Origin of the sequence: Sphingobium sp. Cam5-1, assembly GCF_015693305.1 — a bacterium.
Lineage (GTDB): Bacteria > Pseudomonadota > Alphaproteobacteria > Sphingomonadales > Sphingomonadaceae > Sphingobium.
The window spans coordinates 565,700-585,752 of sequence record NZ_CP065138.1; the positions used below are offsets into that span (position 1 = coordinate 565,700).

Consider the following 20,053-nt stretch of genomic DNA (forward strand, 5'->3'; position numbering starts at 1 on the left):
TGTCTATGCTGCGAATTCTCGCGCGGCAAGGCGTCCCGTCAGCCCCGTTCGCGCAACCACAGCAGCAGAGCGATTACGCCCCCCAGCGCCGCGCCGGTCAGCAGGCCCGCGCTCGGCTGCCCCATCAGGCCACCGATGATCGCGCCGCCCAGGATCAGCAGTGCGATGATGGCGCCCGCGCCGGTCGGATTCTTCTTGCCATTGGTCATCGGCACCGCCCTTGCCACGACCCGCCCGCCAAGGCCAGAGCCTTTGCGGATCGCCCCGTCGCGGGACAGCCCAGTCCCGTCGGGAGACAGCCCAGTCCCGGTCCAGGACGACTGTACCGCAACGGGACTTGGCTAACGTGCCATTCACCCTCGAAAGCCGCCGCTACCCGTGGAAGCGGGAAACTGGCACGGCAATTGAACCCTTGTTTCCCATCGCGGCGAGAAATTTCGGGGGTTCACATGCAGTTGCCATATCTTTCCGACCGCAAAAGCTATGACGACGCGGCGGAGCTGATGGCGGCCTTCGGTGACAATGCGGGCTATGAAGCCGCCGCGCGCGCCGACCGCAGCCGCGACCTCGGCAACTATATCCATTTCTGCCACTGGCGTCAGATCGAGCGGCTGATCGTGCTGCTCACCTACGACGCGCCACTCGGCACGGTTCACTAAGCTTCGCGCTTTATATCGGCATTCTCTCAATACCGTTCGCCCTGAGCTTGTCGAAGGGCTCTACTTTTTTAGGAAGAAGAGGGCTTCGACAAGCTCAGCCCGAACGGATTGAGTGTTTCGATTGGACGCACTGCCCCCTATCATCAGCGTGCCCTAAAGTCGCAACCCAGCCGTCTCGGGCAACCCCGCCAGGATATTGAGGTTCTGCACCGCAGCCCCGGCCGCGCCCTTGCCCAGATTGTCGAGCGCCGCCACCAGCCGCACTTGACCCGCATCCTCATTGCCGAACACGAACAGCGCCAGCCGATCCGTCGCGCCGACATGCTCGATCGCGACCTGACCCATCGCCGCGCTGTCCTCCAGCGAAGCAACGCTCACGATCGGTGATCCCGCATAAGCCTCAGCCAGCGCCGTGTGAACGTCCGCAACCTTGGGCGCACCCGCCATCGCGCGCAACTGCAACGGCACTTCGACGATCATGCCGCGATAGGCATTGGCCACCGCAGGCGCAAAGATCGGCGGATGCGACAGGCCCGAATAGCGCAGCATCTCCGGAATATGCTTGTGCGTCATGCTCAGGCCATAGGGCCGGAACGCACTCCGCGCGCCATCTTCGGCCTCATACTCTGCGATCATCGCCTTGCCGCCGCCGGAATAGCCCGACGCGCCCGACACCGTCACCGGCCAATCAGCAGGCAGCAACCCGCCAAGCACCAATGGCCGTACCAGCGCCAGGAAGCCCGTCGGCCAGCACCCCGGATTGGACACGAACCGCGCGTTCGCCAGCTTTTCCCGATGCTCCGGCTCCAGCTCGGCAAAGCCATAGGTCCAACCGTCCGCCACGCGATGCGCGGTCGATGCATCGATCACGCGGGTGCGGTCATTGTCGATCAACGCCACCGCTTCGCGCGCGGCGTCATCGGGCAGGCACAGGATCACGATGTCGGCAGCGTTCAAAGCCTCCCGCCGCGCCACCGCATCCTTCCGCTTGTCCTCGTCCAGCGTGATGAAGGACAGCTCGGGCCGCCCCGCCAACCGCTCGACAATCTCAAGCCCGGTGGTGCCGACGCCGCCGTCGACGAAAATCTTGTGGGTCACGCGCCGATCCTCCGCCGCGAAATTATCGGTTCCGCATGGTCAGCCGTCAGCCGGGCGACCACATCCGCCAATGGTTCAACCACCACGGCCATCCAATGCGCATTGGCATGCAGCAGATTGTCGCTATCCGTCATGATGCCGACATGGCCGGGGAAAAACACGAAGTCGCCGCGCTTCAACGGCTCGTCGGAGGGCAGGGGGTTGCCTATGCCTTCCCGCTGCAAGTCCGTATCGCGCGGTGCCTTGATCCCGCACTGACCCAGCGCGACCTGCACAAGTCCCGAACAATCGATACCCCGATGGCCCCGTCCGCCCCATACATAGGGCTGGCCAAGATAGCGCAGCGCCACGGCGACCCAATCGCTTTCCGTCGCGTCGGCGCTGACGGCATGCCGCTCATGGACATATCCTTCAGCGCAAGCGACAAATCCGTCCGCCGCCTGTCCGGTGAACAGCGCGCCGCCCGGCCAATAATCGCGAATGGGCGACTTGATGTCGGCCGTGCTAAACAGAGGCGCGGTGCCAGCGAAAATCCGGTGGTTGGTATCTTCATGCGTGTCCAGCGCCTCGCGCCGCACATAACCGACATAGCCGTCATGCCCGCAAAAGCCCCAGGCCCAATCCGTGGTCATGTCCAGCGCATGAAAGCTTTCGCCGCGCAGCAATTCGCTTACCGCCGTAGCCGTGACGGCGGGCGACGATAGCAGTGGTGTGCCAGCCGCGACGCAGGTCAGTTCAATCGAACGGGCATAATGGGCGGAAAACAGCACCCCTGCCAGCGACAGGTCAGCCAGGTCTCCGCGCGCGGCGTGGATGCGGCTGTCCAGCTTGACGGAGCGGCCGTCTAGTTTGAACCGGATACGTTCAGGCGGTGCGTTCCGCAGAGTTGAAATCGTGGCGTTCATCGCGGCCGGTTCCTGCGATGAAATGGTGAAACGCGTCAAGGAATTCCGCCCCTTTGGGGGTGCGAGTGATGAAAATATTACGCCGATCGGCTGCATCGCGCTCCCGGCGAAGATATCCGAGCGCCGAAAGCTTGTTCAGCGCGCGGGTAATAACCGGCTTGGACACATGCAGAGCTTCTGCGAGTCCTCGCACGGTATGCGGCCCCGCGCTGATGTAAACGGTCATCATCAACGCCATTTGCCGGTTGGTCAGGTCGGGCCTGCCGGATCGCACATAATCGACCAGCGTGCGCATCCATTGGGCAAGTTGTTTCAGACCTGGGCGGTTCAGCTCAGTCGTCTGTTCCTGTGCAGAAGCGGCATCCATGCCCCCGTAACGCACAATGGCCAATCCGGTTGCGTAACGGCCCGAGGCCGAAGGTCATTTCTGCCCTGATTTTTCATAACGTTGTTCCAGCATGCGGAAAACGGCGCGCAGGCCCAATGCCTCGCCCCCCTTTGGCCGCCCCGGCTTTGGCGACGGCCGCCAGGCGAAGGTGTCGAGATGCAGCCACTTCGCTTTTTCCGGCACGAACCGCTTCAGGAACAGCGCGGCGGTGATCGCACCGGCAAAGCCCCCTTCGCCCGCATTATTGATATCGGCGATGTCCGACTTCAGCATGTCGGCATAACCATCCCATAATGGCAGGCGCCAACTCGGGTCGTCCACTTCGCTGCCCGCCGCATCCATTTCAGCGGCCAATGCGTCATCATTGGTGAAGAGGGCAGGCAGATCGGGGCCGACCGCCACGCGTGCCGCGCCGGTCAACGTCGCATAGTCGATGACGAGTTCGGGCTCATCCTCTCCCGCCAGCGCCAATGCATCGGCCAGCACCAGCCGCCCTTCCGCATCGGTATTGCCAATCTCCACCGTCAGCCCCTTGCGGCTGCGCAATATGTCGCCGGGGCGGAAGGCATTGCCCCCCACCGCATTTTCCGCCGCCGGGATCAGCACATGCAGCTGCACCGGCAGGCGCGCGCCCATGATCAACCGGGCGAGTGCGATCGCATGGGCCGCGCCGCCCATATCCTTCTTCATCAGGCGCATGGCCGACGATGGCTTGATGTCCAACCCGCCGCTGTCGAAGCATATGCCCTTACCGATGATGGCGACACGCGGATGCTTGGGATCGCCCCACCGCAATTCGATCAGGCGCGGGGCAAAATCCTTGCCCGCTGCCCGGCCCACCGCATGGATCATCGGGAAACCCTGCTCCAGCGGGTCCCCCTTCGTCACCGTAAAGCGCGCGCCAAAGGGTTGGGCGACCTTCGCCGCTTCCTCCTCCAACTGTTGAGGCCCCATGTCGCCAGCGGGAATGTTGACAAGGTCGCGCACCAGCGCCACCGCCTCCGCCAGCCTGACCGCCGCATCGATCTGCGCCACCTCGCTGGTCAGCAGCACGCGCGGCCCTGCGCTATTTTCATCACGGCGATAGCGGTCGAACCGATATTGCGCCGTCAGCCAGCCGAGCATGGCTGGCCCGGCCGTCCCCTCCGCCAGACGATATTGACCCTCGGGCAATGTCTCGGCCAGCTTGGCGAGGCACCAGCTACTGAGCTTCGCTTTGTTCGCGACCCCTGCGACCACCGACCAGTCCGACGGATCATCTCCCGGAATGATCGCATGCTCATATCCCTTGCCCGCGAACTTCTGCGCTGCGATGATCGTTCGGACGCGCTGCGGCTGCGTGGAAAGCCAGTTTTCGAAGCTTTCCGCATCGACAATCTGGATCATATGGGCGGGCTGATTGTTATCTGCTTTCAGCAGGTCGGAATAATCGGTCATGGGCAGGATTCTGGACAAGGATGATGGGGTTGGAAAGCCCCATTTTTGCGATGTCGTCGCCTCGGTTCGGTCATCCCTTATTTGCCCCTGACCGGCAAAGGGTCTAGATTGATGTCAACGCAAACAGGCAAGGAGAGAGACATGGTAATGCATGGCGATAATGCGCGGCAGCAGGCGCTTCGTGCGCGTGCCTATCAACTCGCCGAAAGCGGGCGGTTTGACGGCGCGCATCAGGTTGAACAAGCCCTGATCGCGGAAGGCTGGCCCAACGCCGCCGCCGTCCTTCAGAGCAGCTATGCCCGCAAGGCGATCAGCGAGCGTTGTCTGGCGGCCAAGCCGCACTGATGCTGCGCTTACCGATGCGAATGAAGGCAGGGCCAGTCGCAGGACTGGCCCTCTTTCTCTGTGCCTGTTCTCCCTCGGCTGGCGACCAGGCAACGGATAATATCGCTGACACCGGCAATGATGTCGCCACGGCCAATTTCGTCAACCGCATGGCGGGCGCAGAACAGCCAAAGCCGCCGTCCCAGCCTTTCCAGCAGGCGGAAAAGACCGACTTGCTGGAATTTCTCTACGCCTGGCCTGCGCAAGCGTCCGCCGTGCCGCAGATCGACGAAAAATTGCGCAAGGATATGGAAAACGGAAAGGCCGACGCGCTCAAGATGGCGGCGGACGACCGCAAATCGGCGCAGCAGTCCGGCTTCCCCTTCCACGCCCACAGTCTTGAGACCCGCTGGGCCGTCGCCGCCGACACGCCGCGTTTTCTGTCGCTTCGTTCCAGCCGCTACACCTATACCGGCGGCGCGCATGGCATGACCGGCTATGACGTGCTGCTCTGGGACAAGGCGCGCAAGCGGGAAACCAGCGTGCAGGCGCTCATGACCTCACCCGCAGCCTTCGCCGCCGCGATCCACGACGCCTTCTGCGATGGTCTCGACAAGGCCCGCGCGAAAAAGCGGGGCGGGCCGATCATGCGTGGCGACGATCCCTTCACCCAATGCATCGACCCGATGAAGGAAGTCCTCGTCCCCACCTCGCGCGGCGGCAAGCTCATAGACCGGATCGTCGTCGTCGTCGGCCCGTACAGCGCCGGTCCCTATTCGGAAGGAACCTATGAAGTCCCCTTGGCGGTGGATGCCGCCATGCGAAAAGCGATCAAGACCGAATATCAGGACGCGTTCGCGGGCGCTCCGTAAAGATCATGCACGTCGGCATCCTCGATCACCACGTCGAGGATGTCGCCAGCCTTCCGCCCTTCACCCACGTCGCGCAGGAACACATTACCATCGATCTCCGGCGCATCCGCTTGGGCGCGCGCCGTCGCGCCGATCGATCCGTCCTCGTCAGCCTCGCCCACCTCATCGATGATCACCGGCAGCACGCGCCCGACCTTCGCCCGCAACTTGGCAGCGCTGATCGCGGCGGTCTTCTCCATGATCCGCTGGTAGCGTTCTTCCTTGACCTCTTCCGGCACCGCGCCGGGCAGCTCATTCGCCGCCGCGCCCTCCACCGGCTCGAACCGGAAAGCGCCCACGCGGTCCAGCTGCGCCTCGTCCAGCCAGTCGAGCAGATACTGAAAATCCGCCTCCGTCTCACCGGGGAAGCCGACGACAAAGCTCGATCGGATCGCAATGTCCGGACAGATGCTCCGCCATTTGCGAATGCGATCCAGCACCTTGGCTTCGTTCGCGGGCCGCTTCATGGCCTTCAGCACGGTGGGCGAAGCATGCTGGAACGGGATGTCGAGATAAGGCGTCAGCAGCCCCTCGGCCATCAGCGGGATGACATGATCCACATGCGGATAGGGATAGACATAGTGCAGCCGTACCCACGGCGCCACGCCTTCGCTGGTGCGCAGCTGCCCCAACTCGCGCGCCAGGTCGGTCATATGCGCCCGCACCTCGCGGCCCTTCCAGGCTCGCGGCTCATGCCGGGTGTCGACGCCATAGGCCGAAGTATCCTGGCTGATCACCAGCAATTCCTTCGTCCCCGCATGCACCAGCTTCTCCGCCTCGCGCAGCACCGCATCGATCCTGCGCGACACCAGATCGCCCCGGATCGACGGGATGATGCAGAAGGAGCAGCGATGATTGCACCCCTCCGAAATCTTCAAATAGCTGTAGTGCCGCGGCGTCAGCTTCAGCCCACCCTCCGGCACCAGATCGACAAAGGCATTGGGCACCGGCGGCGAAGCATCATGCACCGCATTCACCACCTGCTCATATTGATGCGCACCCGTAACGGCCAGCACCTGCGGGAACTTGGCGCGGATCACATCCGCCTCGTCACCCATGCAGCCCGTCACGATGACGCGGCCATTTTCCGCGATCGCCTCGCCAATCGCCTCCAGCGACTCTTCCTTCGCCGAATCCAGGAAACCGCAGGTATTCACCAGCACCACGTCCGCGCCCGCATAGTCGGCGGACATCAGATAGCCGTCGGAGCGCAGCTTGGTCAGGATGCGTTCGCTGTCGACCAGGTTCTTGGGACAGCCGAGCGACACCATGCCGACCTTCGGCGCTTCAGGAATTTTGGTTGCCATGATCGGCGCGCACATAGGGATTTTCGCGCCAAATGTCACGCCCGCCCGAAAGATCAGCCGGATTAGCGCATCTCGCCCGCGCCATCCCCCTGAACAATCTCGATGATAAGGTCACCCGGCTCGAGTCTCCGCGCGCCTTCCTCCCAAAAGCCGATGACCCGATCACCCCGATAGATTCGCACGCCAAGCCCGGTCCTGATCGCCGACAAAGGCCCGCCAATCTCCTCCGCCAGCGCCCGCCGTTCATGCAGCTTCACAGCGCCGCCCGAAGCCGCCAAGTCCGCCATATAGTCCGCGATATGCCGCCCGCTCGTGCTCCCCGCCAGCAGCAGCCCGGCAAAGCTCACCGGATTGATCACCGTCGTCGCGCCAGCCTGCCGCGCGGGCAGCTCATTATCCTCGTTCCGCACGACGATGCTGATCGGCAGGCGAGGGGCCAGATGCCGCGCCGTCAGCGTGATCAGGATCGACGTATCGTCCCGCCCAGCCGACACGATCATCGCCCGCGCCCGGCCGATCGCCACATCGTTCAGCGTCTTGTCCCGCGTCGAATCGCCGCACATCACGTTGCAGCCCAGATCCTCCGCCTCCACCAGCGGCTTTTCCTGCGGATCGACCACCACGATTTCGCGCGGATCGACGCCCCGCGCCAGCAATTCCCGCACCGCCTCACCCCCGCTGGTGCCAAAGCCGGTGACGATAATATGATTATGCAGATCGGCCTGAATGCGTGCCATGCGCCACCTGTAGAAGATGTTGCGGAAAAACAGATTATAGGCCGTCCCCAGAAAGATCAGCCAAACAAACAGCCGGATCGGCGTCACCAGCAGCGCCTCGAACAACCGCGCTTCCGGGCTGACCGGCACGATGTCCCCATAGCCCACCGTGGTCACCGTCACAGTCGTAAAATACAAAACGTCGATGAAGCTTATGTGGTCGTCCAGATTGTCCTTCAGCCCATCGCGCCCGACCCAGTGGATCAGCAGCACCAGCGCGATCAGCCCAAAAACCAGCCCCACCCGCCAGACCAGATCGGCCCATATCGGCATGGACGATCGCCGCCGCAGAAATCCGGTTTGCGCCAGAAGAGGGCGGGCAGGATTGATCCTCATCGTGCGCGCAGGTCCCTCCAAACTCCCGTCATCCCAGCGGAAGCTGGGATCTCAGGCCAGATCACGCCACACCTGCCCGAGACCCCAGTATCCGCTGGGGTGACGAAATGCGGGAGGGCCTTTGGTATCACCGAGGCTCCAACCGCGTCACCCCACCCATATAAGGCGCCAACACCTCAGGCACGATCACGCTGCCATCTTCCTGCTGGTAATTTTCCAGCACCGCGACCAGCGTCCGACCAACCGCCAACCCGGACCCGTTCAACGTATGCAGGAAACGCGTCTGCTTCTCCCCTTCCGGCTTGAAGCGCGCATTCATCCGCCGCGCCTGAAAATCGCCGCAGTTGGAAATGGAACTGATCTCGCGATAGGTCTGCTGGCTCGGCAACCACACTTCCAGATCATAGGTCTTCGCCGCCGCAAAGCCCATGTCGCCCGTGCACAGCAGCACCTTGCGATAGGGCAGGCCCAGCGCCTGCAACACGCCCTCTGCCGCCGCGCACATGCGCTCATGCTCAGCCTCGGAGTCTTCCGGCTTGCAGATGGCGACCAATTCCACCTTCTCGAATTGATGCTGGCGAATGAAGCCGCGCGTATCGCGCCCCGCCGACCCCGCTTCCGACCGGAAACAGGGGGTCAGCGCCGTCAACCGCATCGGCAGGCTCGCCACATCGACAATCTGCTCGCGCACCAGATTGGTGAGGGAGACTTCGGCCGTGGGGATCAGCCAGCGCCCGTCCGTGGTCCGGAACAGGTCTTCGGCGAACTTCGGTAGCTGCCCGGTCCCGAACAGCGCCTCATCCCGCACCAGCAGCGGCGGGTTCACTTCCTCGTAGCCATTCTCGCCCGACTGGCGATCCAGCATGAACTGCGCCAGCGCCCGGTGCAGCCGCGCCATCTGCCCACGCAGCGCGGTAAAGCGCGCACCCGACAAAGCCGCGCCGCCTTCAAAATCCAGACCCAGCGCCGGGCCGAAATCGGCATGGTCCTGCGGCGTAAAGCCGAACTGCCGTGGCTCGCCCCAACGGCTCACCTCGACATTGTCCGCCTCGTCCGCGCCCTCGGGCGCATCGGCGGCGGGCAGGTTGGGAATGGCCGACAGCAGGACGTGCAGCTTCTCGCTCACCTCCCGGTCTTCCTCCTCGCGCGCGGGCATGCTTTCCTTGAGCGCCGCGACTTCGGCCTTCAGCGTCTCGGCCTTCTCCATGTCCTTGGCGGCCATGGCCGCGCCGATCGCCTTGCTCGCTTCATTGCGGCGGGCCTGACCCTGCTGCAACTCCGTCTTGATCGCCCGGCTTCGCTCATCCAGCGCCAATATGTCCACGCTCCAAGGCGCAAAGCCCCTGCGGGCTAGGCCAGCGTCGAAAGCTGCGGGATTTTCGCGGATAAAACGGATATCATGCATGAGTCCGCCCTATGCCGTTCCGCGACCAGCCGCGCAACCCTGTGCGCCCCTGTCCGTTAGGAACTGCAAGTCACAGGAAAGGAGCCGGGAATGTGGATCGATCATGACGCGATGGTGTTGGTTGCCGACGGTCGCAAGATGCTGTTCTTCCGAAACAAGGGCGACCGCATGGCACCCAATCTGGAAGCAGAAACTGTGAAGCTTCAGGAAAATCCCCCCGATCGGGATCAATCCACCGACCTGTCGGGCCGCGCGCCCTATGGGATGGGCGCGCAAGCGACCATGGGAAACACCGATTATCATGAACAGGAAGAGGCGCGCTTCGCTATGGAGGCGGCCGACCTGCTCAGGCGGCGCGCCCTTGCCAACGACTTTGAAAAACTGATCGTCGTGGCGCCGCCGACCGCGCTCGGCCACATGCGCAAACATTATCATAAGGAAGTGCAAAGCCGTCTGGTGGGCGAGATCGCCAAGGACCTTGCCAACCATCCCGTGCCGGAGATCGAGAAGATCATCGCTCAGGCCTGACACGATCGACCGCAAAAAAGGGGCGGCTCCCCCACGAGCCGCCCCTTCTCACGCCCCCGCGTGAAAGGCTGCATCGGCCCGTCGGTTTATCGGGCCATCTTATGCGCCATCATTCAGGCCGGGCCAAATCCCAGCCCTAGAGCGCGCTGCGTTAAATCGGACGCAAGACGCGCGCTCTAGTTATTTGTTGTCGCATCGTTTTTTGCGCAAAACCGGTTCCCACTTTTGCGCACGATGCTCTAAAGTCTTCAAGCCGCCTTGGCCTTGCGCTCGGCAAAACGCCGCCGCGCCATCAGCGCCACCGCTCCCGCGCCGAACAGCAGGACCATCGGCGGCGCGGGCACGTCATGCCCCCCGCTGCTGGTGGAACCGCCCGAGCTGCTCGACGACGTGGACGAGGATGTGCTCGATGACGTCGAGGTGGACGAAGACGTGCTTGAGGATGTGGAAGACGATGTCGAGCTGGACGTCGATGATGACGAGCTGCTCGTCACGTTTCCGCTCGACGTCGATACATTCCCGCTCGAAGTGGACACGTTGCCGCTGGAGGTCGACACATTGCCGCTCGAAGTGGACACGCCGCCCGTGGATGTCGAAACCCCGCCGGTCGAAGTCGAAACGCCGCCCGTCGTGGAGCTGGTCGAGCTGCTGATGCCGCCGGTGGAGCTGCTGGTGGATGAGATCACCACCGATCCGCCGCTGCTGCCACCGCCGCTGCCGCCAAAGAAGCCGCCGATGAACCCGCCGCCGCCAAAGCCGCCGCCGCCCGCCATCACCACAGGAACGCCGCCACCGCCCGACATGATCGGCATTTCAGCGGCCGCCACTGGCGCGGGCAGGGGGATGGGCGCCGCATGCGTCGTCACCGACACGGTTTGCGGCGCGCAGGATACCGTCTTCACCACCTTGCGCTTCACCGTGCGGACGGCATAGCGCTTGGGCGCGGCCTTCACGCTCTTGTTGCTGTGGACCCCTGCTGGCCGGGCGCTCTCGGCGACATGGACGGCGCCACCGCCGATGATCGCGCCACCGCATGTGCAAGCGCATAATTTGGCCAGTGCCATCCGTACCGACATAGCTATCCACTCTTGTTCATCTTCAAGCTTCTGGCCGCGTCAGTTGCCTTCTGAGACCCGGAAGCTGTTTCCTGCCCTGTAACAAGACAAGATAACCGCTAAACTTCAACGCCATTAACCTTGAATATAGGCTATAAGTTGGTGGCGGATATAGAACAGCGCCAATCTTCATGGTTAACGTCTCGTTTTGATACAAAGGGAGTTAACGGCGGGGCTTGAGTTATTCTTTGCGGTCGATGCCGTCGATCGCGCGCGCAAATCGTCGGGCGTGGCGCTGTCGGCCGCTACAAATTCTCGCCGCCCGGCTCGCTCTCTTGAATGCGCGCTTGTGTCGCCTCGCGCCGCTCGTTATTAGGCGCCGTCAATCATAAGTCACGGGCTACCGGACCTTTTGAACCGGAGCCCTCGAGTCGGAGAGCCAGATGGCATCGGTCCTGAATTCCGATAAAGACGGCCATAATCCGCCGAAATCGGCTGTTACACTTCCCCCCGACTATCGTCCTTCGCCCGACGAAGAGTTCATGAATCCCCTCCAGCTTGAATATTTCCGCCAGCGGCTCTGGGACTGGAAGAAGCAGATCCTGGCTGAGGCGGAAGGCACGCTGGCCGTGCTGCAAAATGAACCCCTGCGGGAACCCGATCTCAACGACCGCGCGTCGAGCGAGACGGACTGGTCGATCGAGCTGCGCACCCGCGACCGCCAGCGCAAGCTCATTTCCAAGATCGACGCCGCGCTGCGCCGCATCGACGATGGCGAATATGGCTATTGCGAAGTGACCGGCGAACCCATTTCGCTCGGCCGCCTCGAAGCCCGTCCGATCGCGACCATGACTGTCGAGGCGCAGGAGCGTCATGAGCGGCAGGAAAAGGTCTCGCGCGACGATTGATTAACGCTTTATCCACTGGTCGCTGGCAATGTGCCCCCAAATAAACGGGTCATTGCAAGGGATTGGGTATGGATAGCGATCAGGAAATGGCGGAACGGGGACCTGCTCGGTCAGGCCCGCGGGACAGCCTGTTCCTGCTCACCAATCTGACTTGCAGCGAAGGCACGCCGCTCGGCCGCGCCCGCGTGCGCAACCTGTCGGCTGCCGGGCTGATGGCCGACTGCGAACGGCCGGTGCCTGCCGATGCCGCGATCGTCCTTGAACTGCGCGGAGTGGGGCGGGTCAGCGGCCGGGTCGTCTGGTCCAAAGATGGCAAGATCGGTATTGCATTCGATCATGAGATCGATCCCCAGCTCGCCCGCAAACCCATAGCCTCCGGGACTACCCACCGCGCCCCCTCCTATCTGCGCCTCCACCAGATAGGCCGCTGACCAAAACGCGTTCTTCTCGCCATTTCCTTCATTAAAAACGCGCCGCCTCCCAGCGCCGCGTCAATCCCGATCGTCCGGGAAGTAAGGGCGGAGCCGCTTTTGCCGCGGCCCCACGCCCTCAATCTCAATGCCGGATCAATTTCGCGACATTTCCTCTTTCACCCGCAACTTCTGCTTCTTGAGCGAGGCAACCAGGATCGCGTCGGGCATCGGCCGACTCGTCTCTGCCTTGATCCGTGCCTCAAGCCCGGCATGTTTGGCTGAAAGAGCTGAAACGTGGCTGTTTTCCATGACATTCTCCTGATGAGGGTGATGGATGATCGAGTAGATCATGATTCGCCCCGCCTGTCTTTCCGGAATCGATCCTTTGCGATGGGGCGCGTGCAAATTTGCGATGGTCCGATAGTGTCCGGGGAGCTATCAGGAGGCTGTCCGCAACATGGCCGAGAAAGTGGGTAGTGGGTGAGCCGGGAAGACATCATGCGACGGCTGGAACTGCTGCGAGTCGAACATCGTGATCTGGATGGCGCGATCGCGGCGCTCGTGGACGCGGGAGGGCGCGACCAGATGCAGATCGCTCGCCTCAAGAAACGCAAGCTCCGACTCCGCGACGAGATCGCGCTTTTGGAGGATGCGCTGGTGCCGGACATCATCGCCTGACGGCCTCCGCGTGCGATTGTTGGTTAACAACGGCCCTGAATGATACAATCTGCCCCCAGATCACTGCATCGGGACTGACAAGCAGCCGCTTTTATGTCAGTGATTCGGCCTATGTCTCCCGCCGTCACTCTGGACCGTGGCTTGCATCGGCGTCTTGTCGATGGCCTCTATCTTGAAGCCATGGTTATGGCCGATGAGGCGCGCGCCTATTTCGACCGCCGTGATATGACGGAAGCTGAGATCGAAGATCCCCTCCGCCGCGTCTCGTTCGCCTGCGAATCCCTCAAGGTGACGACCCGGCTCATGCACATCATCGCCTGGCTGTTGAGCCAACGGGCGTGGCAGCGGGGCGAGTTATCAGACGCTGATCTGATGGACGAGAAATACCGGCTGGGCCGCGCGACGGAAACTGACCCGGATATTGCGGCAGCCTTCCCCTTCGCGGCCCGCGCCTTGATCGAGGCCAGCCAGGAACTGTACGGGCGCGTCGCGCGCCTGCAAGACAGGATGGACCATATGGCTCGTCCGCACGGCCGTGTGGACAACAGCCCCGCTCGCGCCTTGATGGATCGCCTGAACACCGCCTTCTGAGGTCGGCTTGTCAAAAGCGTTTCGTCGCTTCTTCCTGCGGAGGATCATCGTACGGGCTGGCGCTTCCTTTCCCAAATGGGCTAGACCGTTGATATGAACACGGGCTTGCGGACTTTTCGCCGCGTATCAGCCATGTCGCAAGCCTCCCGGCTTTTGATCCTGCCTCTGCTTTTGGCGGCTCCCGCCGTGCATGCGCAAATCGCGGAACCGCCTGCGGATGTGGCGGACCAGGAGCTTCCCCTGGACCCCATGCCTGACCTGGGCGTGGCATGGCCTGACCTGGGGCAGCCCGACACGGTTGCGTCACTGCCTCCCGATCCGGCCGATACGCCCGACCTTGCTGACGATGCCACAAGCCCAGCGCTTCAGGAGCCCGATGTCGATTTGCCTGATGAAGCTGCGGCCTTCGCGGATTCGGGTGAGGAAACGCGTTATTCGGTTCAGCTCAATGGTTTGGACGGGATAGCGGACACACAGTTCGACAGCCGCTTCAAACAATTATCCGTGTTGCGGGAAGGAGAAGGGAAGCCCGCAAATCTCGCGCAGATAAACCGACGGATCAAGGAAGACAGCGAGCTGCTCGACCGGCTGCTGCGCGCGAAAGGCTATTATGCGGCCCGCGTTCGTAGCGCCATTTCCGTTTCGCCTGAGAAGGAAGGCAGGCTGGCCGTGCGGTTCCAGATAGTGCCGGGGGCGCGCTATCTGCTTTCCTCGGTCGATCTCCAGGGCTTGGCCGAAGCAGGCGAGCAGCAAACAAGGCTGCGTGAGGCTTTCCCTCTCCATGCGGGCGATCCCATCGATGCCGACGCGATTATTGCGGGGCAGGCTTCTCTTTCGCTTGCCATGAGTGAAAATGGCTTCCCCTTCGCAAAGGTCGGAGAGCCGGAGGTGCGGATCGACCATGAAGAACGCAAGGGCGATCTGGATATCATCGTGACGCCGGGTGCATACCGCACGTTCGGATCGGTCATCCTCAAGGACAACAAGCTGTTCAACGCTCGCCATGTGGAGAGCATCGCCCGTTTTGAGCGTGACGATCCTTACAAGGCGTCGGATGTCGAGGATCTGCGAAGCGCGATCGTTGCCACCGGTCTGGTATCGTCGGTCACGCTGACGCCCAAAGACGCCGGTGATGGGGAGCATGTCGATCTGGCCGTGGATGTCCGGCCCGCGCCACTGCGGACCATTGCTGGCGAACTGGGCTATGGCACCGGCGAAGGGTATCGCGCCGCCGTAAGCTGGCAGCACCGCAACCTCTTCCCGCCAGAAGGCGCCGTCACATTGCGCGGGGTGCTTGGGACGCAGGAGCAGACCGCGTCCTTCACCTACCGGCGCAACAATTTCCGGGAGCGTGATCATGTGCTGACCGGGCTAGTGTCGATCAGCAATATCAAGCGGGATGCCTACGACGCGCGCACGATCACCCTGTCGGGGGCGCTGGAACGGCAAACCAATATCTTGTTTCAGAAGAAATGGGTCTGGCGAGTTGGGGCGGAACTGATCGCGTCGGATGAAAAAGATGCTTTCAGCGGCGGTAACAGGCGCACATTCCTGATTGGCGCGGTGCCGCTCACTCTCACCTATGATGGCAGCGACGATCTTTTGAACCCGAGCCGGGGCTTTCGGCTAGGCGGTCGATTCAGTCCCGAACTGTCCTTCCAGAACGGGACCTTCGGCTATTCCCGCGTGCAGTTCGATGGCAGCGTTTATCAACCGGTGACCGGCCAGATCGTGCTGGCGGGGCGCGCGCGCTTCGGTACGATCCTGGGGTCCACGGTCGATCAAATCGCGCCGTCGCGGCGCTTCTATGCCGGTGGCGGCGCTTCGGTCAGGGGCTATGGCTATCAGGACATCGGTCCGCGCGACGCGAACAATGATCCGATCGGCGGCAAAAGCCTTGCTGAATTCTCATTGGAAACCCGCGTTCGTTTCGGCAATTTCGGTGTCGTGCCATTTGTGGATGCGGGCAATATCTCCACCAGCTTCCTGCCACGTTTTAAAGACATGCGCATCGGCGCGGGCATGGGGCTGCGCTACTATAGCAGCTTCGGCCCGATCCGGATCGACGTCGGCACGCCATTGAACCCGCAGAAGGGCGATCCGCGGATCGCTGTATATGTCTCCCTCGGGCAGGCCTTCTGATGGCCGAGGATGAGGTCCAGCAGCCGGAGCGGCGTCACCGGGCCTGGGACGGGCGATGGCAGCGGTGGATAGTGGGCATGCTTGCCCTTCTCCTGGTCATCGCGGCGACGGCGCTGGTGTGGCTCGATACGTCGGCCGGGCACCGCTTCCTGGTTGCGCGTGTTGAAAAGATCAACCCGCCGTCCGGCCTGCGTATCCATGTCGACCGGATCGAAGGCAGCATTTACCGCCGAGCCATCCTTCATGGCGTGACGCTGTCCGATCCCAAGGGCGCCTTTCTAACGGCTCCGCGCATAGAACTGGATTGGTGGCCGCTGGCCTGGCTTTCAAACCGTCTGGACATCGACCGGCTGAACATTCCCGTGGCGACGCTGCGCAAGCTGCCACGCCTTAACCCCGGCAAGCAGAAGGGGCCGATCCTTCCCGGCTTTGACATCCGCTTGATGCAGTTTTCGGTAGGCCGACTGGTCATAGCCAAAAATATCAGCGGACGTGTGCAGCAGGCGACGATTTCCGGTGACGCCGACATACGTGACCGAAGAGCGGTCATCGACCTTTCCGCGCGGGTTCTGGGGCAGGAGGACGCGATCAACCTCGCGCTCGACAGCCGCCCGGATGACGATCAGTTCGACCTGGATGTAACCGTCAATGCGCCCGCTGGCGGCGTCCTGGCGACCATGGCCGGATTACGGCAGGACGGTAACCTGCGGATTCGGGGGGAGGGCAGCTGGACCCGCTGGGACGGCAGGCTGGCTGGTACACTGGACGGTGACCCTGCGGTCGATATGGCGCTTGCAGCCCGCAGCGGCACCTATTCCGCGACCGGATCAGTCGAAGCATCGGCCATAGCAGGAAAAGGGCTGGTACAGCGTCTGGCTTCGCCGCGCCTTTCGCTGGAAGCGCACGGAGAGCTGAAGGATCGTGTGCTGGACGGCAAACTGTCCCTGCGTTCGGAAGCGATCGTGCTGAGTGCTGATGGCGCCCTCGATCTGCGTAACTCCGCATTTGATAATATGCTGATCGATGTGAAGCTTGCGCGGCCCCAAGCCTTGCTCAAGTCGATGCGGGGACGCGACGTCACCGCGCGGGTGCGGCTGGATGGCGCCTTTTCCAGCGTCGGCTACGAATATTTGTTGAGAGCCAGACAGCTTGCGTTCGACCGTACGGTGATCAGCGACGTGCGCGCAGAGGGTAAGGGCCGCAAGGTTGGCAATGGGCCGTTGCTGATCCCCCTGCACCTGCGTGCGCGGCGGTTGGATGGGCAGGGCGACCTCGTCGAAGGCATCATCCGCAATTTCGTGCTGGATGGCGTGTTGCAGATCAAGGGGCAGCAGCTTCTTACCAATCCCATGCCGATCCGGTCGGACAAGCTGAGCGGCAAGCTGGTCATGCTCGCCGATCTCAGGACCGGTCGTTATGATTTCGGTCTGGATGGACAGATACGCGGCTTGGCCATTCGTGGTCTCGGCATCGTGGATCTGACGTCCAAGCTGCGCGCGGTGCCAGGAAAAAGCGGCGCGTTCAGCCTCAGCGGCACGGCAATGGCGCGCATGCGCCGGTTGGACAATAGTTTCCTGCGGGGGTTGGGCGGTGGCCTACCGGTGGTGAAGAGCAATCTTTCGCTTGGCGCCGACAAACGCCTGATGTTCGCGGGGCTGCGCCTGGAAGCGCCGCTGCTCAGTCTTTCGGCTGATGGCTATCGTCGGCCCGACCGAAGTTTCTATTTTGAAGGCCGCGGCACGCACAAGCGATATGGACCTTTGCGCCTGACGCTTGACGGCAGGATTGAGCAGCCGACGATTGACCTGCTGCTTCAACGGCCACTCGACGCACTGGGCGTCGCCGACATGCGCGTGCATCTGGTCCCGGACGACGCCGGGTATCAATTCACAGCTATAGGCGGGTCGACACTGGGCGCCTTCAATGGCGAGGGCCAAATCCTGTTGCCACGCGGCGCTCAGGCGGTTGTGAGGGTGGCGAAGCTCGCCGTGTCCGGAATAACCGCGAGCGGTGATCTGCGTCCTGTGACGGGCGGCCTTCAAGGGCAGCTGAATGTCGCTGGACCCGTTAATGGAAGCATCGCATTTGTCCCCGTGAATGACATTCAGCAGCTGGTCCTGAAGCTCGACGCTACGGACGCCAGCTTCGATGGCCCCACGGCAATCGCGGTGCGCCGCGGCAAGCTGGATGCGACGGTTCTGCTCGATCCTGCCGCGACATCGATCAATGCCGTGGCGCAGGCCAGAGGCTTGCGAGTAGGGGGCATCCTGATCGGCAGACTGGCGGCCAATGCCGATCTGACCGGCGGTCGCGGAACGGTTAAGGCCAGTCTTTCGGGCCAGCGCGGCCGTCTTTTCGACTTGCAAGGTGAAGCGCAGGTCGAACCCGATCGCATCCGCATTGCGGCGCGAGGAACGGTGGACAAGCGAGCGATCCGGCTGATGCGGCCTGCGCTTTTGACCCGCAGTGCTGACGGTTGGCGACTGTCCCCGGCGACCATCAGCTATGCTGGCGGCTCCCTGCAATTGGGTGGAGAGCTAAGCGGCCAGACGACGCGCATCGAAGGTCGTGTGCAGAAGCTGCCGCTTTCCCTGCTGGATATCGCTTATGATAATCTGGGCTTGGGCGGCACCGCCACAGGATCGCTCAGCTATGTGCATAGCCGTGGCGGCATGCCCACCGGGAAAGCAGAACTACGCGTGCGCGGGCTGTCGCGTTCGGGATTGTCGCTCAGTTCCCGGCCCGTCGATGCCGGGGTGAACGCGGTTCTGACCAATGACCGGCTTGCTTCGCGCATGCTATTCGCCGCCGATGGTCAGACTATTGGGCGGGCGCAGGTCTTGCTGACGCCGCTTGGCACGCAAGGGAGCCTGATCGAGCGGCTGAACCGGGCGCCTCTATTCGGTCAGCTGCGATTCCGAGGGACGGCGGATACGCTCTGGCGCCTGACCGGGGTGGAGATAATCGACATCTCCGGCCCCGTGAGTGTCTCCGCCGACGCGCGCGGTACGCTTGGTAATCCCGTGATTTCCGGCGCGCTCGCGACTGACACCGCATCAATCAATAGCGCGGTGACTGGTATGCGGCTGCACAATGTGAAGGCGCGTGGCCGGTTTTCCGGCGCACAATTGGTCATGTCGAGTTTCACCGCCAATGCCAAGAATGGCGGAACGGTCAGCGGGACGGGCAACTTCACGTTCGCCGGAATTGCCGGGGTTGGCATGGACTTGCGTTTGCAGGCAGATGACGCTGCCTTGCTGGACCGCGACGACATAGCCGCTACGGTCACCGGCCCGATCACCTTGCGTTCGGACGGCGTCAACGGAACCATTGGTGGCGACCTGCTGCTCAATCGCAGCCGTTTCACCTTGGGTCGTGCAGCCGCAATCGCCCAGATTCCGGAGCTTCGCGTCACAGAGGTCAACCGTAACGGCGAAGAGATTGAACGGCCCCGCACAAATCGGCCGTGGGCTCTCGCTATCAAGACGCGGGCGCGTAATCGCCTGACGGTCACAGGTTTGGGCCTTGATAGTGAATGGCGTGCCAATCTGGATATCGCTGGCACCGTGACCAGTCCTGCAATCTCCGGCACGGCAGAGCTCGTTCGTGGAGGATATACCTTCGCCGGGCGCCGTTTCGAACTGCGTGAGGGCAAGATTCAGTTTGATGGCCGCACGCCAACGAATCCCACGCTTGACATTGATGCGGAAGCCAACGTCAACGACCTCACCGCGATGATCCATGTGGGTGGTACAGGTCTCAGGCCCGACATCAGCTTCACCAGCGTGCCCGCCCTGCCGCAGGATGAACTGCTTTCCCGCATATTGTTCGGTACATCGATAACCAATCTTTCCGCGCCGGAGGCATTGCAACTCGCCTCGGCCGTCGGATCGCTCCAGGGTGGCGGAGGGCTTGATCCAATCAACGCCGTGCGCAAGGCTGCCGGACTTGACCGGCTGCGCATCATCGCCGCCGATCCTACGCAGGGGCAGGGGACTTCAGTTGCGGCCGGAAAATATCTGACGCGCAAGACCTATGTTGAACTCATAACCGATGGCCAAGGCTATTCCGCAACGCGCATGGAATATCAGGTCACCCGTTGGCTTTCTCTGCTGGCGTCGATTTCTACTCTCGGCCGGGAAAGTGCAAACGTCCGAATTTCCAAAGATTACTGACCTTCCCTGCTTTCCTG

The 20,053-nt window shown here is 62.5% G+C and carries 20 protein-coding genes; 11 read left to right on the forward strand and 9 right to left on the reverse strand.

Features of this window, described 5'->3' with window-relative positions; genetic code table 11:
• Positions 1-38: 38 nt before the first annotated feature.
• A complete protein-coding gene (locus IZV00_RS02870) occupies positions 39-209 on the reverse strand; it encodes a hypothetical protein (protein ID WP_196225687.1) in 171 nt (56 codons plus the stop codon).
• 240 nt (positions 210-449) lie between these two features.
• Here IZV00_RS02870 and IZV00_RS02875 point away from each other — a divergent pair, with 240 nt between their 5' ends.
• The gene (locus IZV00_RS02875) at positions 450-659 is read left to right on the forward strand and encodes a hypothetical protein (protein ID WP_196225688.1); all 210 of its coding nucleotides are present in this window, start codon (positions 450-452) and stop codon (positions 657-659) included.
• Positions 660-812: 153 nt separating this feature from the next.
• Here IZV00_RS02875 and argC read toward each other — a convergent pair whose 3' ends face one another.
• From argC to IZV00_RS02895, 4 genes are read right to left on the reverse strand one after another with little or no spacing between them, the layout of a single operon-like run.
• The gene (gene argC, locus IZV00_RS02880) at positions 813-1,757 is read right to left on the reverse strand and encodes an N-acetyl-gamma-glutamyl-phosphate reductase (RefSeq protein ID WP_196225689.1); all 945 of its coding nucleotides are present in this window, start codon (positions 1,755-1,757) and stop codon (positions 813-815) included.
• The gene (locus IZV00_RS02885) at positions 1,754-2,662 is read right to left on the reverse strand and encodes a C40 family peptidase (RefSeq protein ID WP_196225690.1); all 909 of its coding nucleotides are present in this window, start codon (positions 2,660-2,662) and stop codon (positions 1,754-1,756) included. Before IZV00_RS02885 ends, argC begins: the two co-directional genes overlap by 4 nt.
• On the reverse strand, positions 2,622-3,029 hold the full coding sequence (locus IZV00_RS02890) for a MarR family winged helix-turn-helix transcriptional regulator (protein WP_196225691.1): 408 nt from the start codon (positions 3,027-3,029) through the stop codon (positions 2,622-2,624). Before IZV00_RS02890 ends, IZV00_RS02885 begins: the two co-directional genes overlap by 41 nt.
• Positions 3,030-3,083: 54 nt before the next feature.
• Complete coding sequence (locus tag IZV00_RS02895) at positions 3,084-4,487, reverse strand: leucyl aminopeptidase family protein (RefSeq protein WP_196225692.1); 1,404 nt, start codon at positions 4,485-4,487, stop codon at positions 3,084-3,086.
• A 141-nt stretch (positions 4,488-4,628) separates the two neighbouring features.
• Here IZV00_RS02895 and IZV00_RS02900 point away from each other — a divergent pair, with 141 nt between their 5' ends.
• Together IZV00_RS02900 and IZV00_RS02905 are read left to right on the forward strand one after the other, a co-directional pair.
• Positions 4,629-4,832 (forward strand): hypothetical protein, encoded by a 204-nt coding sequence (locus tag IZV00_RS02900; protein ID WP_196225693.1) that lies wholly within the window; start codon positions 4,629-4,631, stop codon positions 4,830-4,832.
• On the forward strand, positions 4,832-5,683 hold the full coding sequence (locus IZV00_RS02905; RefSeq protein WP_196225694.1) for a DUF4163 domain-containing protein: 852 nt from the start codon (positions 4,832-4,834) through the stop codon (positions 5,681-5,683). The genes IZV00_RS02900 and IZV00_RS02905 overlap by 1 nt, the downstream gene beginning before the upstream one ends.
• On the opposite strand, the gene rimO is transcribed toward IZV00_RS02905, so the two are convergent.
• From rimO to serS, 3 genes are all read right to left on the reverse strand, one after another.
• Complete coding sequence (gene rimO, locus IZV00_RS02910) at positions 5,656-7,044, reverse strand: 30S ribosomal protein S12 methylthiotransferase RimO (RefSeq protein ID WP_196225695.1); 1,389 nt, start codon at positions 7,042-7,044, stop codon at positions 5,656-5,658. The genes IZV00_RS02905 and rimO overlap by 28 nt on opposite strands.
• A gap of 47 nt (positions 7,045-7,091) precedes the next feature.
• Complete coding sequence (locus IZV00_RS02915) at positions 7,092-8,141, reverse strand: potassium channel family protein (protein WP_196225696.1); 1,050 nt, start codon at positions 8,139-8,141, stop codon at positions 7,092-7,094.
• A 127-nt stretch (positions 8,142-8,268) separates the two neighbouring features.
• Positions 8,269-9,546 carry a serine--tRNA ligase gene (gene serS, locus IZV00_RS02920; RefSeq protein WP_196225697.1) on the reverse strand — a complete coding sequence of 426 codons (1,278 nt, stop codon included), beginning with the start codon at positions 9,544-9,546 and terminating at the stop codon, positions 8,269-8,271.
• 90 nt (positions 9,547-9,636) lie between these two features.
• Between serS and IZV00_RS02925 the strand changes: the two genes are divergently transcribed.
• The 4 genes from IZV00_RS02925 to IZV00_RS02940 all read left to right on the forward strand — a co-directional run bounded on the left by IZV00_RS02925 (position 9,637) and on the right by IZV00_RS02940 (position 12,468).
• The gene (locus IZV00_RS02925) at positions 9,637-10,074 is read left to right on the forward strand and encodes a host attachment family protein (protein ID WP_196225698.1); all 438 of its coding nucleotides are present in this window, start codon (positions 9,637-9,639) and stop codon (positions 10,072-10,074) included.
• Positions 10,075-10,332: 258 nt separating this feature from the next.
• The gene (locus tag IZV00_RS02930) at positions 10,333-11,007 is read left to right on the forward strand and encodes a hypothetical protein (protein ID WP_230463285.1); all 675 of its coding nucleotides are present in this window, start codon (positions 10,333-10,335) and stop codon (positions 11,005-11,007) included.
• Between the two features lie 565 nt (positions 11,008-11,572).
• Positions 11,573-12,037, forward strand: coding sequence for an RNA polymerase-binding protein DksA (gene dksA, locus IZV00_RS02935; RefSeq protein WP_196225699.1), 465 nt, complete (start codon positions 11,573-11,575; stop codon positions 12,035-12,037).
• A gap of 68 nt (positions 12,038-12,105) precedes the next feature.
• A complete protein-coding gene (locus IZV00_RS02940; RefSeq protein WP_196225700.1) occupies positions 12,106-12,468 on the forward strand; it encodes a PilZ domain-containing protein in 363 nt (120 codons plus the stop codon).
• Between the two features lie 135 nt (positions 12,469-12,603).
• Here IZV00_RS02940 and IZV00_RS02945 read toward each other — a convergent pair whose 3' ends face one another.
• Positions 12,604-12,759, reverse strand: a complete 156-nt coding sequence (locus tag IZV00_RS02945) for a YdcH family protein (protein ID WP_196225701.1) — start codon at positions 12,757-12,759, stop codon at positions 12,604-12,606.
• A gap of 189 nt (positions 12,760-12,948) precedes the next feature.
• On the opposite strand from IZV00_RS02945, the gene IZV00_RS02950 reads away from it, so the two are divergent.
• The 4 genes from IZV00_RS02950 to IZV00_RS02965 all read left to right on the forward strand — a co-directional run bounded on the left by IZV00_RS02950 (position 12,949) and on the right by IZV00_RS02965 (position 20,036).
• Positions 12,949-13,128 carry a YdcH family protein gene (locus IZV00_RS02950; RefSeq protein WP_196225702.1) on the forward strand — a complete coding sequence of 60 codons (180 nt, stop codon included), beginning with the start codon at positions 12,949-12,951 and terminating at the stop codon, positions 13,126-13,128.
• A gap of 111 nt (positions 13,129-13,239) precedes the next feature.
• Positions 13,240-13,719, forward strand: coding sequence for a DUF1465 family protein (locus IZV00_RS02955; RefSeq protein ID WP_196225703.1), 480 nt, complete (start codon positions 13,240-13,242; stop codon positions 13,717-13,719).
• 93 nt (positions 13,720-13,812) lie between these two features.
• The gene (locus tag IZV00_RS02960) at positions 13,813-15,861 is read left to right on the forward strand and encodes an autotransporter assembly complex protein TamA (protein WP_196225704.1); all 2,049 of its coding nucleotides are present in this window, start codon (positions 13,813-13,815) and stop codon (positions 15,859-15,861) included.
• Positions 15,861-20,036 (forward strand): translocation/assembly module TamB domain-containing protein, encoded by a 4,176-nt coding sequence (locus IZV00_RS02965; protein WP_196225705.1) that lies wholly within the window; start codon positions 15,861-15,863, stop codon positions 20,034-20,036. Before IZV00_RS02960 ends, IZV00_RS02965 begins: the two co-directional genes overlap by 1 nt.
• Positions 20,037-20,053 lie beyond the last annotated feature (17 nt).

Coding starts and splice junctions, on each gene's coding strand:
- IZV00_RS02905 (WP_196225694.1), top strand. CDS start 4,832: ATGCTGCGCTTACCGATGCGAATGAAGGCAGGGCCAGTCGCAGGACTG.
- IZV00_RS02940 (WP_196225700.1), top strand. CDS start 12,106: ATGGATAGCGATCAGGAAATGGCGGAACGGGGACCTGCTCGGTCAGGC.
- IZV00_RS02960 (WP_196225704.1), top strand. CDS start 13,813: ATGAACACGGGCTTGCGGACTTTTCGCCGCGTATCAGCCATGTCGCAA.
- IZV00_RS02895 (WP_196225692.1), bottom strand. CDS start 4,487: ATGACCGATTATTCCGACCTGCTGAAAGCAGATAACAATCAGCCCGCC.
- IZV00_RS02875 (WP_196225688.1), top strand. CDS start 450: ATGCAGTTGCCATATCTTTCCGACCGCAAAAGCTATGACGACGCGGCG.
- dksA (WP_196225699.1), top strand. CDS start 11,573: ATGGCATCGGTCCTGAATTCCGATAAAGACGGCCATAATCCGCCGAAA.
- IZV00_RS02950 (WP_196225702.1), top strand. CDS start 12,949: ATGCGACGGCTGGAACTGCTGCGAGTCGAACATCGTGATCTGGATGGC.
- IZV00_RS02890 (WP_196225691.1), bottom strand. CDS start 3,029: ATGGATGCCGCTTCTGCACAGGAACAGACGACTGAGCTGAACCGCCCA.
- serS (WP_196225697.1), bottom strand. CDS start 9,546: ATGCATGATATCCGTTTTATCCGCGAAAATCCCGCAGCTTTCGACGCT.
- IZV00_RS02870 (WP_196225687.1), bottom strand. CDS start 209: ATGACCAATGGCAAGAAGAATCCGACCGGCGCGGGCGCCATCATCGCA.
- IZV00_RS02955 (WP_196225703.1), top strand. CDS start 13,240: ATGTCTCCCGCCGTCACTCTGGACCGTGGCTTGCATCGGCGTCTTGTC.
- rimO (WP_196225695.1), bottom strand. CDS start 7,044: ATGTGCGCGCCGATCATGGCAACCAAAATTCCTGAAGCGCCGAAGGTC.
- IZV00_RS02925 (WP_196225698.1), top strand. CDS start 9,637: ATGTGGATCGATCATGACGCGATGGTGTTGGTTGCCGACGGTCGCAAG.
- IZV00_RS02915 (WP_196225696.1), bottom strand. CDS start 8,141: ATGAGGATCAATCCTGCCCGCCCTCTTCTGGCGCAAACCGGATTTCTG.
- IZV00_RS02885 (WP_196225690.1), bottom strand. CDS start 2,662: ATGAACGCCACGATTTCAACTCTGCGGAACGCACCGCCTGAACGTATC.
- IZV00_RS02945 (WP_196225701.1), bottom strand. CDS start 12,759: ATGGAAAACAGCCACGTTTCAGCTCTTTCAGCCAAACATGCCGGGCTT.
- IZV00_RS02900 (WP_196225693.1), top strand. CDS start 4,629: ATGGTAATGCATGGCGATAATGCGCGGCAGCAGGCGCTTCGTGCGCGT.
- IZV00_RS02965 (WP_196225705.1), top strand. CDS start 15,861: ATGGCCGAGGATGAGGTCCAGCAGCCGGAGCGGCGTCACCGGGCCTGG.